The sequence below is a fragment of the Variovorax sp. YR750 genome (assembly GCF_900109805.1).
Taxonomy (GTDB): Bacteria; Pseudomonadota; Gammaproteobacteria; order Burkholderiales; family Burkholderiaceae_C; genus Variovorax; species Variovorax gossypii.
This window is the reverse complement of record NZ_FOBJ01000005.1, coordinates 363,822-377,010: the sequence shown is the minus strand read 5'-3', so window position 1 is coordinate 377,010 and position 13,189 is coordinate 363,822. Positions and strand designations below refer to the sequence as shown.

The following is a 13,189-nucleotide window of genomic DNA, read 5'->3' as shown; positions in this document are numbered from 1 at the left end:
GATTCAGCGCCGTCGACCCGGGTCGATCCTGTTTTCACAAGTCCAACCAAGGAAGAATCGTCATGAAGAAGTTCTCTCGCCGTCTCGCCGCGACCCTGATGGCCCATGCGCTCGGCCTGGCCGCGATGGCGCCCCTGCACTCGTTCGCGCAGCCGGCGGATCCCGCCTCGTCCGCCAAGCCCACGATCGTGCTCGTGCATGGCGCCTTCGCCGATTCGTCGAGCTGGGACGGCGTGGTGCAGCGCCTGCAGGCACGGCACTATTCCGTGATCTCCGCCGCGAACCCGCTGCGCGGACCTTCGTTCGATGCGGCGTACGTCGCCGGCATCGTCGATGCGGTGAAGGGGCCCGTGGTGCTCGTCGGGCACTCGTACGGCGGCTCGGTCATCTCTGCAGCCGCGAACGGCAAGCCGAACGTGAAGGCGCTGGTCTACGTGGCGGCCTTCGCGCCAGAGGCCGGCGAAACGGCGCTCGGCCTCACGGGCAAGTTCCCGGGCAGCACGCTCGGCCCCACGCTGGCGCCGGCGGTGCCTCTCGCCGATGGCGGCAAGGACCTGTACATCCAGCAGGACAAGTTTCCCGCGCAGTTCGCGGCCGACGTTCCGCTCGCCAAGGCGCGCCTGATGGCCGTGGGGCAGCGGCCCATCGCCGAAGCGGCGCTGAACGAGGCGGCGCAGGCTCCGGCATGGAAGTCGGTGCCGTCATGGTTCGTGTACGGCGATCGCGACAAGAACATCCCGCCGCAAGCCATGGCCTTCATGGCGCAGCGCGCGAATGCTCAGAAGACGGTGGTGGTCAAGGGCGCATCGCACGTCGTGATGACCTCCCAGCCCGAGGCGGTCACCAGGGTGATCGTCGAGGCGGCCGGGCACTGAGCATCTGCGCCCGCCCGGTTTCAGGGGCCTACTGCGGCAACTCTCCGGCCGGGCGCTCCAGCCACTTCATGGACAGCCGGTCGAGCTCGCCGCTCTTCTTCGCCTCGTCGATGATGGCGTTGACCCTCTGCCTCAACGCGTCTTCGCCCTTGGTCACGCCGATGTAGTTCGGGCTTTCCTTGAGCAGCAGCTTGTACGTGGTGCCCAGCGCGGGGTTGCTGACCATGATGGTGTTCGCGACCGACGCGCCCGTGGCGATCAGCTGCACCTGCCCGGAAACGAACGCCGCGACGGTGCGGGTGTTGTCGTCGAAGCGCCTGACGTCGACTCCCGGGGGCGCGACCTTGTTGAGCTCCTGGTCCTCGACCGAGCCGCGCGTGACCGCGATCGACTTGCCCGACAGGTCCGCGAAGCTCCTGATGTTCAGGCTCTTCGCGCCGAAGATGGCCTGGTAGAACGGCGAGTACGCGGCGGTGAAGTCGATCTGCTTCTCGCGGTCAGGGTTCTTGCCCAGGGTTGCGATCACCAGCGCGGCCTTTCTCTTCTGCAGGGTCGGGATGCGGTTGGCGCTGGTCACGGGAATCAGGTCGACCTCCACGCCGAGCTTGCTGCCGATGTAGTTGGCCATGTCGATGTCCAGGCCGTGCATCTTGAAGTCGCGGTCCATCGAGCCGTAGGGCGGGAAATCGGGGGGAACCGCGATGGCGATCTTCCGGTTCTTCAGGATGGTGTCCAGCGCGCTTTGCGCATGGACCGCACCGGTTGCCATGAGGGCGCCGAGAGCCAGCCCCAGAACGAATTGCAGTCTGCCGAGTTTCATGATGCCTGAACGATGACGAGTGGTTGTGGGTTTGATGTCGAGCGCTCGGCCGAGGCCGGCCGCGCAGGCCACGAGCCGCACGAACCGTGCCAGTGGTATACAAGACTCGTGCACCGCAGGAGAAGGACAAACGTGGTGCGCAATTCGCGAACCAGCCCCCGATTCAGGGAGCGGAGCCCCACATTGGGGACTCCGCGCATCCCATGTTCTGGCGATGAAGACATGCGGCAAACCCGTAGGCTCGGGACTGCACGGGGCGCGTTGTTTTCAGTGAAGCCCCAGACCCTTATCACCATCCGAACCATGATCGAGACAGAGACGCTGCCCGATGAAGAACTGGGTGCGCAGGCCACGGAGTGGCGTCGGCGGGCGTTGCAAGGCGAACTGCACGCCCGCGGCATCGCCCATCAGCTGGAGGCCGAACTGCGCCGGCGCGCCGGCGTCCACCATCCCGGCTACGACACGCTCGACTTGCGGTCGCTTGAGCACCGGCAGGGAAAGCGGCCCTGGTGGAAGCCCTGGTGACCGTGCTTCCGCTCAGGCGCTGAACCACTTGTTCATCGCCTGATGGAGACCATCCGATGCGCCGTCGCCCACCCACGCCACGCAGCCATCGGGCCTGACCGGCACTGCGGTCGGCGCGGCGACCGTTCCCGGCGCGGGCAGCTCCCACTGACCGTCACGCAGCTCACCTTCGGCACCTCGCCCTCGGTCCTGCCCATGGCCAAGGTCTCATCTCTTTTTCCCCCGGTTGAGGACGGCAGGAGCCTGCGTGTCCCCGGACTCCGGTCGCATCGGACAAAGCTGGTGCGCCTCGTATTCCGCCCCCGACAGGTGGCGGGGCGTACTGCCGCCCGAGGCTGGCCCGTTGACCCGCGTCAATGCGCAGTCCGTAGCACGAACCTACTATCGGCCGCCATCGACGCGCCATCGATCGCACGGGACTGGTGCACCAGACTGGATCAATGTAATAATTTAGTTACAAAATTCACAACCACCCTCCTCCGAAGAAAGCCCCGCCATGCAACGCCTGCCCCTTCATCCTTCGCTTCGCACCACCGTCCGCGTCGCCGCGGGCGCGCTTCTCGCGGCGAGCGCCTCGGCGCACGCCTTCGTGATCGGCGTCAGCGAAGGCGTGAGCTACGACGTGTCCGACGCGCAGATCACCGCCCGCTTCGAGCCCATCGCCGAGGTGCTCTCCAAGGCGCTCAAGCAGCCGGTGACGGTCAAGGTGCTCAACTCGTACAACGGCGCGCGCGAGGCGCTGAAGCAGCAGCAGGTCGACCTCGCCTTCGTGCATCCCTCGCACGTGGCGCTCGGCGCCATCAAGAGTGGGCAGTACAAGGCCTTCGCCTGGACCACCGGCTACACCGACTACAAGGTGTCGTTCCTGTGCAAGGAGCAGCAGCCGATCTCCGACTGGAAGAGCGTGGCCGGCAAGCAGCTGGTGATGCCCGACGCCGACTCCATCACCTCCGTCATCACGCGAGCCATGCTGCGCGAGCAGGGCCTGCAGGGCGCGACGGCCGTGAAGGTGACGAACACGCGCTTCCAGGAGGCGGTGCCCTTCTACGTGCAGAACGGCTTCGCGGCCTACGGCGCGACCGCCGCCTCGAGCGTGGTCAAGACCTGGAAGGACGGCGGCGGCAAGATCTGCGCGGAATCGCGCGCGGTGCCGATCAAGCAATGGCTCGCGTCCAGCAAGCTCGACGCGGCCACGGTGAGCGCGGCGCGCGACGCGCTGCTGGGCCTGGCGCAGACCGACGCCGGCAAGCGCGCGCTGGCGGCATCGAGCTACGTGGGCTTCGTCAAGCCTTCGGCCGATGTCGAGGCCTCGCTGATGAACTGGCTCGGGATCTGACCGAGGGCAAGACCGCACGCGCACGCCCGGGTGACGGCCCGGGCAGAATCCTGCGCTTGCAGTTTGCCTCTCAAGGACCCTTTCATGACCGACCTCTCGAGCTTCCCCATCACGAAGAAGTGGCCCGCGCAGCACCCCGACCGGCTGCAGCTGTACTCGCTGCCCACGCCCAACGGCGTGAAGGTGTCGATCATGCTGGAGGAAACCGGCCTGCCCTACGAGCCGCATCTCGTGAGCTTCGAGACCAACGACCAGATGTCGGCGGAATTCCTGTCGCTCAATCCGAACAACAAGATCCCGGCCATCCTCGACCCCGACGGCCCCGGCGGCAAGCCGCTGGCACTCTTCGAGTCGGGCGCGATCCTCGTGTACCTGGCCGAGAAGACCGGCAAGCTCATCCCGCAGGACGCCGCCGGCCGCTACGAAACCCTGCAGTGGGTGATGTTCCAGATGGGCGGCATCGGACCGATGTTCGGCCAGCTCGGCTTCTTCAACAAGTTCGCCGGCAAGGACTATGAAGACAAGCGCCCGCGCGACCGCTACGTGAACGAGTCGAAGCGCCTGCTGGGCGTGCTCGACAAGCGGCTCGCCGGCCGCGCATGGATCATGGGCGACAGCTACACCATCGCCGACATCGCCACCTTCCCCTGGGTGCGCAACCTGATCGGCTTCTACGAGGCGGGCGATCTCGTGGGCTTCAAGGACTTCCCGAACGTCGCGCGCGCGCTCGCGACCTTCGTGGCGCGCCCCGCCGTCGTGGCGGGGCTGGGCATTCCGAAGCGCGGCTGAGCGGCCTCAGTTGCTGCTGCCGGACAGGTCCATCAGCATGCGCGAGAGCAGGTAGAGCCGCGGCACCACGCTCTCGACTTCCGCGTATTCCTCCGGCGTGTGGATGCCGCCGCCCACGATGCCGAAGCCGTCGAGCACCGGCACGCCGACGCCCGCCACCAGGCTAGCGTCGGCCGCACCGCCGCTGCTCTCGATGGTGAGCTTCTTGCCGATCTCGGCGTAGATGCCTTCGGTCATGGTCACCAGCTTGTCGGACGCGGGCGAGCGCGGCATCGGCGGCAGGCCGCGGATCAGGCGCACGCGCACCTCGGTCTCGGGAATGAGCTTGTTCTGCGAGATGCGGACCAGGTCCTTCTCCACGCGGTCGAGTTCCTCGGGCGTGGCGGCGCGCACGTCGCCCTTGGCGCTGGCCGTCGCGGGGATCACGTTGGTCGGGCCGTTGGCCGTGAGCACCGTGAAGTTGACGGTGGTCTTCTTCGCCGCGTCGGCAGTCTTCGACAGCTGCAGCACCTGGTGCGCCACTTCCATCGCCGCGTTGCGGCCCGCCTCGGGCGCCACGCCCGCGTGGGCGGCAAGCCCCTTCACCTCGACGAGCGCGGTGGCCGAGCCCTTGCGCTCGACCACGAGGCCGTCGGCCGGGCGGCCCGGCTCCAGGTTCAGCGCCACGTCGTGCTGCTTGGCCACGCGCTCGATGAGCGCGCTGGTGCCCACGGAGCCGGTCTCCTCGTTGGTGTCGAGCAGGAAGGTGATCTGCCCATAGTCCTTGAAGCCGATCTGCTGCAGGATCTTCAGCGCGTAGAGGCCCGCCACCACGCCGCCCTTGTCGTCCATCACGCCGGGGCCGTAGGCTCGGCCGTCCTTGATGTAGAAGGGCTTGGCCGCGGCCGTGCCTTCCTTGAAGACGGTGTCCATGTGCGCGAGGATCAGGATCTTCTTCTTGCCCTGACCCGTCAGCGTGGCCACCACGTTGGTGCCGGGATGCGGATCGGCCGGAAAGGTCTCGATGCGCGCGCCGAGCTTGCGCAGCTCTTCCACTGCCAGCTCGCGCACCTTGGCCAGACCCGCGGTGTCGGCCGATCCCGAATCGATGTTGACCATCGTCTCCAGCATCTTCAGCGCGCCGTCCTTGCTCTGCGTGGCCGCATCGAGCACGCCCTGGTGCGGCTTCTGGGCCATCGCGCTGCCGGCGAGGAACGCGCATGCGAGCGCAGCGCACTGGGCGACGGCGAGCATGCGGCGGCGGGCGGGTGCCGCGGATTTCATGGCCGAAGGAGCCGGAAAGGGAGCCGGGGAAAGATGGCGCGAGTGAGTCGTCATGTTGTCCGTTCTGTTGATGGAAAGCCGGGAGAGGCGCGGCAGGCTACCACCCGCCTCGCGAACGGATCAAGCTCGCGGCGCGGGCGCTGCCGCCCGCACTCTACATACGCGCAGGCACCTCAGCCGGGAAAGTCTTCCCCGCGCAGCTCGATCGGCTGGCCGTGCGGCGTGCGACCGGCCGCGTGCTCCCAGGCGTGGCGATAGCGGGCGAGCTCGTCGCCGGAGCTGGCGCCCTTGCGGGCCACCAGGCCCTCGAGCGCCGCGAGCCAATGGCGGTAGTAGGTATCGCCGGTATCAGGATCGCCCGCAGCTTGTGCCGCCGCGATCTGCACGGCCAGCGCCTCGGCCCATTCCGGCCAGGTGAAGAGGCCGCGCTCGTGCAGCGCCAGCGTCATGGCGAAGGCCTGCGCTTCCCAGGGGGCGTTGAAGACGGGGCCGTCGGCGTCGCGAGGCATGCCGGGCGAAAGGGGGATGCCGCTCATGCCACCGCCTCCAGATAGCTTTCCCACGCATCGACCGACACCGAGAGGTTCTGGCGCGGCGCATCGTCGCCCCACAGTTCGGCTTCGTCGAACTCCACCGTGTAGAGCCACTGCGGCTGCTCGCCGAGCCCCTGCGCGTTCGTGTCGGCGAACACGTGCGCGCCATGCACGTGGACGACGGTGCCGCGCTTGCCCTGCACATAACCCGGCAGCCGCGTGTGGTGGTCGACCTTGCCCAGGTGCATGCGCACCGGCTGGCCCGGCGCGAAGCGTGCCGGGGCCGGCGCCGGTCGTTCGGTGGGCGAGCCCTTGGCGAGGACGGCGGGCACATTGGCCGCCTGCAGTACGCGGGCCACGGGCGCGGCCGCGTGGCGCATCTGCCCGCTCTCGATCTCGTCCGGAAAGACCTGTCCGCGCTGCAGCATCAACTGCTCCAGCGCGGCGAGCCATATCTGGTAGTAGCTCAGTTCGCGATAGTCCGGCAGCGTCTCGCGCACGGCACGGCTCGCGTCGATGTTCCATGAGCCTGTCGCGCCCATGGCCAGCACCAGCGCCAGCGCGCGCGGCTCCCAGTCGGCGTGGAAGAGTTCGCCTTCGGCTTCGGGCACCACCTTGCCGAATCCCGGCTGTCCGCCGAGGTCGGCCTTCGTCACGTAGCTCATGCGGCGCTCCCCGATTCGGCAGGCGCGCCGGCCAGCCGAGTGCCGATCATCGAATCGCGCGAGACCAGCGCGGCAAGCTCTTCTTCGCCCAGGCCTTCGGTGCCGGCGGGTCGCTGCGGAATGACGAGGTAGCGCACCTCGGCGGTCGAATCCCACACGCGGATGCGCGTGCTCTCGGGCAGCGCGGTGCCGAAGTCGGCGAGCACGCCACGCGGATCCTTCACCACGCGCGAGCGGTACGGCGCGCTCTTGTACCAGGTGGGCGGCAGGCCCAGCACCGGCCACGGGTAGCAGCTGCACAGCGTGCAGACCACCATGTGATGCAGCTCGTCGGTGTTCTCCACCGCCACCATGTGCTCGCCCTGCCTGCCCGTGTAGCCGAGCGAGGCGATCGCCGCGGTGGCATCGGCCAGCAGCCACTGCCTGAAGGCCGGGTCGACCCAGGCCCTCGCCACCACCCGCGCACCGTTGCGCGGGCCGACGCGGGTCTGGTAGGTGTCGATCAGCGCGTCGAGCGCGGCGGGGTCGATGTAGCCCTTCTGCGCGAGCACGCTCTCGAGCGCGCGAACGCGCAGGTCCATCTCGCCGAGTTCGCTGTGTTCGTGGCCGTGGCCGTGGCCGTGGCCGTGGCCGTGGCCGTGGTCGTGGTCGTGGTCGTGATGCTGGTGGTCGTCGTGGGGGTGGTTCGGGCTCATCCGGGCGATGCTACGCCCGGGCACTTAAAATTCGAAGCCTCCCGCCAGATCCCCCCGGAAGCCCCTCCCCCATGACCTCCACGCCCGCCCGCCCCGTCCGCTCCCAGTACGAAGATTTCATGCGCCATGTCGACACCCATGGCGTCTTCAAGAGCGACCGCACGGGCACGGGCACCAAGAGCGTGTTCGGCCACCAGATGCGCTTCGACCTGAACGAGGGCTTCCCGCTGGTCACCACGAAGAAGGTGCACCTGAAGTCCATCATCCAGGAACTGCTGTGGTTCCTCACCGGATCGAGCAACAACAACTGGCTCAAGGAGCGCGGCGTCACCATCTGGGACGAATGGGCGCGCGAGGACGGCGACCTGGGCCCGGTGTACGGCGTTCAATGGCGCAGCTGGCCCACGCCCGATGGCGGGCACATCGACCAGATCGCCGAAGTCATCAAGACGCTGAAGACCAACCCCGATTCGCGCCGCATCATCGTGAGCGCGTGGAACGTGGCCGAACTCTCGAAGATGGCGCTCATGCCCTGCCACGCCTTCTTCCAGTTCTACGTGGCGCCGCCCCAGGCCGAGGGCGAACGCGGCAAGCTCAGCTGCCAGCTCTACCAGCGCAGCGCAGACATCTTCCTTGGCGTGCCCTTCAACATCGCGAGCTACGCGCTGCTAACGCACATGATCGCGCAGCAGTGCGACCTCGACGTGGGCGACTTCATCTGGACCGGCGGCGACTGCCACATCTACAGCAACCATGCCGAGCAGGTGGCGCTGCAGCTCAGCCGCACGCCCTACCCCTACCCCACGCTGAACATCAAGCGCAAGCCGGCGTCCATCTTCGACTACCAGTACGAGGACTTCGAGGTGCTCGACTACCGGCACCACGAAGCCATCAAGGCACCGGTGGCGGTGTGAGCGGCGCGAGTGGAATGAGCAAGCCCCGCATCAACCTCATCTTCGCCCGCGCCGCCAACGGCGTGATCGGCGTGAACAACACCATTCCCTGGCACATCCCGGAGGACATGGCGCACTTCAAGCAGCAGACCGCGGGTGCGCCGGTGATCATGGGCCGCAAGACCTGGGACTCGCTGCCGCCGCGCTTCCGCCCGCTGCCGGGCCGGCGCAACATCGTCGTCACGCGGCAAGCCGGCTGGCAGGCCGAGGGCGCGCATCGCGCGGGCAGCCTGCAGGAGGCGCTGTCGCTGTGCGAATCGCCGGAGGTCGACACCGCCTGGGTGATCGGCGGCGCGCAGATCTACGCCGAGGCCGAGCCGCTCGCGCAGCGCGCGGTGGTGACCGAGGTCGCGCGCGACTACGAAGGCGATGCCTACGCACCGGAACTCGATGCCGCCTCCTGGCGCGAGACGCAGCGCGAATCGCATGTCTCGGCCAAGGAAGGCCTGGGCTTCAGCTTCGTGACCTACGAGCGCGTCGCCCCCGCGACGAAGTGAAGCGATGAACGGCCCCGCTGCGCACCGGCCAACCCTGCCCGGCCTGCGGCGCCGTTCGGTGTTGGCGGGCGCGGCACTGCTCGCGGGCCTCGCGCCGATGCGGGCGCTGCAGGCCGCGGAGCCTCTGGAGCCCGACGAAGAGGCACTCTTCATGACGGGCATCGCGCGCCCCACGATCGACGGCCGGCTCGAAGTCGACATCCACGCCTGGATCTTCGAGCGCGAACGCCGCTGGGGCCTCGACACTGCCCTCGCGCGCTATCTCGGCCTGAGCCTGAAGAAACTCTCGCCCGCCGCGCGCCTGCGCTTCAGCCAGCGCACAGCGCTGTTCCATGCGGAATCGGAAGAAGACAAGGTGATCGACGTCGCCTTCGACAACAGTTCCGATCGCGTAACGATGCCCGCCTCGGGCAAGGACGGCCGCACCAACCTCCGCATCGTGATCGACGTGCCGCGCGCACCGTTGCTGCCCACCTCGCCCTCGCCGCGCGAGTGGGTGCAATTCCATGGCGTGACGGGCCCGGGCGAGCTGCTGCACCGCTTCAGGGGCCAGGCGCTCGTCGTGCCCGCGCAGGGCGTGTCGGTCATCTCGGACATCGACGACACCATCAAGCGCACGCAGGTGCGCGACCGGCGCGAGATGCTGCTCAACACCTTCGCGCGCCGCTTCGAGGCGGCACCGCGCATGGCGGGCTGGTACCGCGAACTCGCGAAGACACCCGACACGCGCTTTCACTATCTCTCGGCGAGCCCCATACAGCTCTACCCCGCGCTCTCCGACTTCATCCGCGCCTCGGACTTTCCCGCGGGCAGCATGCACCTGCGCGAGAGCACGACCTGGCGCACGCTGATTCCCGGCGAGGACGATTCGCGCGGGCACAAGCTCGGCGTGATCGAGCGGCTGCTCGCCGAATTTCCGCAGCGGCGCTTCGTGCTGGTGGGCGATTCGGGCGAGGCCGATCCCGAGATCTACGCGCAAACGTTTCGCTCGCATCCGCAGCGCATCGACAGCATCGTGATACGCGACGTGACCGGCGAGAGCCGCACCTCCGATCGCTATCGCGCGACCTTCGAAGACATCGATCCGGTCCGGTGGCATGTCGTGATGCCCGACACCACCGCGTGGCCCGTCCAGGCCGTCAGCTAGCGGCGCGACGACGCGAAAAACTGGTCAGCCCACAGGCAGGTTGCCGGAAACAAACTGGCACCTTCGTCGCCTCCACGGCGCGAAAGGAACACTTCGGTACACGCGAAGAAAGGCACGCGCAGCGCAGGGTTTAGACAACGCTAATTGTTTGTGCGCACAATGTCCGCAACGCCCTCAACCAAAAGGAGACGGCTCATGTCCATGGAATTTCTTCGGGCTATCGCCGAGCAGAAATTGCCATATGTCATCCACACGCCGGCGGACATCGACAGGGTCCGCGTGCTGCGTGCGGCGGAGTTGGTGACGGCCTTCATCCCGCCTTCGGATCGCGCCCCCGACGTGCGCGCGATTCAACAGCTCGCCCAGGTCGAATCGATCACGGCCAAGGGCAGGCTGGCGCTCAACAAGGCCACCTCGGCATTCATCGAGCTCTAGGCAAACGCGGAAAGCGCCGCGGCGTTTTCCTCCGCGCAAGCCCCCTCTTTCATGCCGCCGCCATGGCTGCGGCGCCCCCATTCCGGCTGTTACAAATAGCCCTCTTTTTTCGCGCGCGCTGACCGGCTCGCGAACATTCCACGCCCCTCCTCTCATGCCATCCGCGCGGCCGGATGCGCCTGCTCGCGCGCCGATTCGGTAGCACGCCAGCCATTTGCATGTCAATTACGTGACGAAACCCTCAAAAGAGGAGTTTTTGGGTACGCAATCTCTTGCTTTTTCATCGGCTCCTACCCGTGACATGGGGTACCTACCCAATTCTGGGGATTGTTAGCAGATATCTCGATTTGTATCTTTCGTGCCGTCTTTGATGCATTGCCGGGACTGCAACGGCAACGGACCGCGCGCCGCCCGACCAGGCGACGGGCGTCGAAAACCGCAACGAGTGTTCTTGTCACATCAACCTTTTCTGAGAGCGAAAAATGTCGAATAGCCTGCAAAAATGGGTTGGACGCAATCGTCCGCCGCGCGTCCAGATCACCTACGACGTCGAGATCGGCGACGCAGTCGAGAAGAAGGAGCTGCCGCTGGTGGTGGGCCTGCTGGCCGACCTGTCCGGCCAGCCCGAGCAGCCGCTGCCGAAGCTCAAGGAGCGCCGCTTCGTCGAGATCGACCGCGACAACTTCGACGGCGTGCTCGGCAACATCTCGCCGCGCCTCGACCTCTCCGTGCCCGACACCATGAAGGGCGACGGCAACCTGAAGATCGAGCTGAACTTCAAGGAGTTCGCCGACTTCCATCCCGAAGCCATCGTGAGCCAGGTGCCGCGCCTGGCCAAGCTGCTCGAGGCACGCCAGCAGCTGCGCGACCTGCTCGCCAAGCTCGACGGCAACGACGAACTCGACGGCCTGCTCGAGCGCGTGGTCCAGAACAGCGAAGACCTGAAGGCGGTCCAGAGCCAGGCCAGGGCCGAAGCCGGCGCCGCTTCGACGCAAGCCGCCGCGGCAGCGCCCGAAGCCGCGCAGACCCAATCGTCCCCCGAAGCCGAAGCACCGGCAGCGTGATCAACCACGCCGGCGCCGCGCCTGCGCGCGACCCGGCACTTCATGAATGGTGATAGAGATGGCCAACAAATCAAAGGCAGCCGAAGCCGGCAGCGCAGCAACCACCGTCACGACCAGTGACCTGAGCCTGCTCGACAAGATCGTCTACGAAGGCAACATGACGACGGAGCCCTCGCAGGGCGCCTACGCGAAGAAGCTGATCGGCCAGCTGGCTTCGCAGATCCTCGACGAAGGCATGAAGACCAGCCCCGACAAGGGCGTGGTCACGCTGATCAACGAGCGCGTCGCCGAAATCGACCGCCTGCTGACCGACCAGCTCAACGCGATCCTGCACGCTGCCGAGTTCCAGGCCCTCGAAGCCTCGTGGCGCGGCCTGCACGACCTGGTGTTCGGCACCGAGACCGGCAGCAACCTGAAGCTGCGCCTGCTCAACGTGAGCAAGAAGGACCTGCTGAAGGACCTGGAGACCGCCGTCGACCACGACACCAGCGTGCTCTTCAAGAAGATCTACGAAGAGGAATACGGCACCTACGGCGGCCACCCCTACTCGCTGCTGATCGGCGACTACTACTTCGGCCGCCACCCGCAGGACATCGCACTGCTGGAGCGCATCTCCCGCGTGGCCGCCGCCGCGCACGCGCCCTTCATCGCCGCGGCCGCTCCTGCCCTGTTCGACTTCAAGTCGTTCACCGAGCTGGGCATTCCGCGCGACCTGTCCAAGACCTTCGAGAGCGCCGAGCTCGCCTCGTGGCGCGGCTTCCGCGAATCGGAAGACTCGCGCTACGTGTCGCTGGTGCTGCCCAGCTACGCGGCCCGCCTGCCCTACGGCGCCAAGACCATTCCCGTGGAGAACTTCAACTACGAGGAAGACGTGGACGGCACCGACCACGGCAAGTACCTGTGGGCCAATGCCGCCTACCAGCTGGGCCTTCGCATCACGCAGGCGCACTCGCTGTACGGCTGGACCACCGCCATCCGCGGCGTGGAAGGCGGCGGCAAGGTCGACGGCATGGTGGCCCACGCCTACAAGACGGACGAAGGCGACATCGCCCTGAAGCCGCCGACGGAAGTGACCATCACCGACCGCCGCGAGAAGGAGCTGAGCGACCTGGGCTTCATCGCCATCGTCAATTCCAAGGGCTCGAACACCGCCACCTTCTTCGGCGGCCAGACCGTGAACAAGCCCAAGGTGTACGACAAGGACGCGGCCAACGCCAACGCCGCCGTGTCGGCCCGCCTGCCCTACATCCTGGCCGCGTCGCGCTTCGCCCACTACCTGAAGGTGATCGTGCGCGACAAGATCGGCAGCTTCCAGACGCAGGCCGACATGCAGAAGCACCTGAACAACTGGGTCGCCAACTACGTGCTCGTGAGCCCCTCCGCGCCGCAGGCAATGAAGGCCAAGTACCCGCTGAGCCAGGCCCGCGTCGACGTGACCGAAGTGCCGGGCAAGCCGGGCTCGTACCGCGCCATCGCCTTCCTGAAGCCTCACTTCCAGCTCGAGGAACTCTCGGCCTCGATCCGCCTGGTGGCCGACCTGCCGGCCGCAGCGGCCTGACGCCCCACAACTTCTACGTCGACATACAGACAAC

Annotated in this window: 16 protein-coding genes; 10 read left to right on the top strand and 6 right to left on the bottom strand. The window is 67.1% G+C overall.

Annotated features, from left to right (window positions below; all coding sequences use genetic code 11):
• Positions 1-62: 62 nt before the first annotated feature.
• Positions 63-875, top strand: coding sequence for an alpha/beta fold hydrolase (locus tag BMY35_RS13235; RefSeq protein WP_093199328.1), 813 nt, complete (start codon positions 63-65; stop codon positions 873-875).
• Positions 876-903: 28 nt separating this feature from the next.
• Here BMY35_RS13235 and BMY35_RS13230 read toward each other — a convergent pair whose 3' ends face one another.
• Complete coding sequence (locus BMY35_RS13230; protein WP_093199322.1) at positions 904-1,695, bottom strand: transporter substrate-binding domain-containing protein; 792 nt, start codon at positions 1,693-1,695, stop codon at positions 904-906.
• Positions 1,696-1,998: 303 nt separating this feature from the next.
• Here BMY35_RS13230 and BMY35_RS13225 point away from each other — a divergent pair, with 303 nt between their 5' ends.
• The gene (locus tag BMY35_RS13225) at positions 1,999-2,220 is read left to right on the top strand and encodes a hypothetical protein (protein ID WP_126473159.1); all 222 of its coding nucleotides are present in this window, start codon (positions 1,999-2,001) and stop codon (positions 2,218-2,220) included.
• Between the two features lie 12 nt (positions 2,221-2,232).
• On the opposite strand, the gene BMY35_RS39105 is transcribed toward BMY35_RS13225, so the two are convergent.
• Positions 2,233-2,361: an aromatic-ring hydroxylase C-terminal domain-containing protein gene (locus tag BMY35_RS39105; RefSeq protein ID WP_371287167.1), complete on the bottom strand. Its 129-nt coding sequence runs from the start codon at positions 2,359-2,361 to the stop codon at positions 2,233-2,235.
• 355 nt (positions 2,362-2,716) lie between these two features.
• On the opposite strand from BMY35_RS39105, the gene BMY35_RS13220 reads away from it, so the two are divergent.
• A complete protein-coding gene (locus BMY35_RS13220) occupies positions 2,717-3,556 on the top strand; it encodes a phosphate/phosphite/phosphonate ABC transporter substrate-binding protein (protein ID WP_093199315.1) in 840 nt (279 codons plus the stop codon).
• A gap of 84 nt (positions 3,557-3,640) precedes the next feature.
• On the top strand, positions 3,641-4,345 hold the full coding sequence (locus tag BMY35_RS13215; protein WP_093199311.1) for a glutathione S-transferase N-terminal domain-containing protein: 705 nt from the start codon (positions 3,641-3,643) through the stop codon (positions 4,343-4,345).
• Positions 4,346-4,351: 6 nt separating this feature from the next.
• On the opposite strand, the gene BMY35_RS13210 is transcribed toward BMY35_RS13215, so the two are convergent.
• From BMY35_RS13210 to nthA, 4 genes are all read right to left on the bottom strand, one after another.
• Positions 4,352-5,578 carry a glutamate carboxypeptidase gene (locus tag BMY35_RS13210; protein ID WP_256228367.1) on the bottom strand — a complete coding sequence of 409 codons (1,227 nt, stop codon included), beginning with the start codon at positions 5,576-5,578 and terminating at the stop codon, positions 4,352-4,354.
• A gap of 203 nt (positions 5,579-5,781) precedes the next feature.
• Positions 5,782-6,144 carry a nitrile hydratase accessory protein gene (locus tag BMY35_RS13205; protein ID WP_093199305.1) on the bottom strand — a complete coding sequence of 121 codons (363 nt, stop codon included), beginning with the start codon at positions 6,142-6,144 and terminating at the stop codon, positions 5,782-5,784.
• The gene (gene nthB, locus BMY35_RS13200; RefSeq protein WP_093199302.1) at positions 6,141-6,806 is read right to left on the bottom strand and encodes a nitrile hydratase subunit beta; all 666 of its coding nucleotides are present in this window, start codon (positions 6,804-6,806) and stop codon (positions 6,141-6,143) included. Before nthB ends, BMY35_RS13205 begins: the two co-directional genes overlap by 4 nt.
• Positions 6,803-7,501: a nitrile hydratase subunit alpha gene (gene nthA, locus BMY35_RS13195; RefSeq protein ID WP_177213633.1), complete on the bottom strand. Its 699-nt coding sequence runs from the start codon at positions 7,499-7,501 to the stop codon at positions 6,803-6,805. Before nthA ends, nthB begins: the two co-directional genes overlap by 4 nt.
• A gap of 71 nt (positions 7,502-7,572) precedes the next feature.
• Between nthA and BMY35_RS13190 the strand changes: the two genes are divergently transcribed.
• The 6 genes from BMY35_RS13190 (at position 7,573) to tssC (ending at position 13,155) form a co-directional block, all read left to right on the top strand.
• The gene (locus BMY35_RS13190) at positions 7,573-8,415 is read left to right on the top strand and encodes a thymidylate synthase (RefSeq protein ID WP_093199297.1); all 843 of its coding nucleotides are present in this window, start codon (positions 7,573-7,575) and stop codon (positions 8,413-8,415) included.
• Positions 8,416-8,429: 14 nt separating this feature from the next.
• Positions 8,430-8,951: a dihydrofolate reductase gene (locus BMY35_RS13185; protein ID WP_093199295.1), complete on the top strand. Its 522-nt coding sequence runs from the start codon at positions 8,430-8,432 to the stop codon at positions 8,949-8,951.
• Positions 8,952-8,955: 4 nt separating this feature from the next.
• Positions 8,956-10,098, top strand: coding sequence for a phosphatidate phosphatase App1 family protein (locus tag BMY35_RS13180; protein ID WP_093199292.1), 1,143 nt, complete (start codon positions 8,956-8,958; stop codon positions 10,096-10,098).
• Positions 10,099-10,293: 195 nt separating this feature from the next.
• Entirely contained in the window at positions 10,294-10,533 is a 240-nt protein-coding gene (locus BMY35_RS13175; protein ID WP_093199289.1) for a hypothetical protein, read from the top strand.
• 482 nt (positions 10,534-11,015) lie between these two features.
• Complete coding sequence (gene tssB, locus BMY35_RS13170; RefSeq protein WP_093199286.1) at positions 11,016-11,597, top strand: type VI secretion system contractile sheath small subunit; 582 nt, start codon at positions 11,016-11,018, stop codon at positions 11,595-11,597.
• Positions 11,598-11,655: 58 nt separating this feature from the next.
• Positions 11,656-13,155 carry a type VI secretion system contractile sheath large subunit gene (gene tssC, locus BMY35_RS13165; RefSeq protein WP_093199283.1) on the top strand — a complete coding sequence of 500 codons (1,500 nt, stop codon included), beginning with the start codon at positions 11,656-11,658 and terminating at the stop codon, positions 13,153-13,155.
• Positions 13,156-13,189: the final 34 nt, after the last annotated feature.

Excerpts from the sequence above, each read along its gene's own strand:
- BMY35_RS13235 (WP_093199328.1), top strand. The coding sequence starts at position 63 with ATGAAGAAGTTCTCTCGCCGTCTCGCCGCGACCCTGATGGCCCATGCG.
- BMY35_RS13230 (WP_093199322.1), bottom strand. The coding sequence starts at position 1,695 with ATGAAACTCGGCAGACTGCAATTCGTTCTGGGGCTGGCTCTCGGCGCC.
- BMY35_RS13225 (WP_126473159.1), top strand. The coding sequence starts at position 1,999 with ATGATCGAGACAGAGACGCTGCCCGATGAAGAACTGGGTGCGCAGGCC.
- BMY35_RS13220 (WP_093199315.1), top strand. The coding sequence starts at position 2,717 with ATGCAACGCCTGCCCCTTCATCCTTCGCTTCGCACCACCGTCCGCGTC.
- BMY35_RS13215 (WP_093199311.1), top strand. The coding sequence starts at position 3,641 with ATGACCGACCTCTCGAGCTTCCCCATCACGAAGAAGTGGCCCGCGCAG.
- BMY35_RS13210 (WP_256228367.1), bottom strand. The coding sequence starts at position 5,578 with ATGCTCGCCGTCGCCCAGTGCGCTGCGCTCGCATGCGCGTTCCTCGCC.
- BMY35_RS13205 (WP_093199305.1), bottom strand. The coding sequence starts at position 6,144 with ATGAGCGGCATCCCCCTTTCGCCCGGCATGCCTCGCGACGCCGACGGC.
- nthB (WP_093199302.1), bottom strand. The coding sequence starts at position 6,806 with ATGAGCTACGTGACGAAGGCCGACCTCGGCGGACAGCCGGGATTCGGC.
- nthA (WP_177213633.1), bottom strand. The coding sequence starts at position 7,501 with ATGAGCCCGAACCACCCCCACGACGACCACCAGCATCACGACCACGAC.
- BMY35_RS13190 (WP_093199297.1), top strand. The coding sequence starts at position 7,573 with ATGACCTCCACGCCCGCCCGCCCCGTCCGCTCCCAGTACGAAGATTTC.
- BMY35_RS13185 (WP_093199295.1), top strand. The coding sequence starts at position 8,430 with ATGAGCAAGCCCCGCATCAACCTCATCTTCGCCCGCGCCGCCAACGGC.
- BMY35_RS13180 (WP_093199292.1), top strand. The coding sequence starts at position 8,956 with ATGAACGGCCCCGCTGCGCACCGGCCAACCCTGCCCGGCCTGCGGCGC.
- BMY35_RS13175 (WP_093199289.1), top strand. The coding sequence starts at position 10,294 with ATGTCCATGGAATTTCTTCGGGCTATCGCCGAGCAGAAATTGCCATAT.
- tssB (WP_093199286.1), top strand. The coding sequence starts at position 11,016 with ATGTCGAATAGCCTGCAAAAATGGGTTGGACGCAATCGTCCGCCGCGC.
- tssC (WP_093199283.1), top strand. The coding sequence starts at position 11,656 with ATGGCCAACAAATCAAAGGCAGCCGAAGCCGGCAGCGCAGCAACCACC.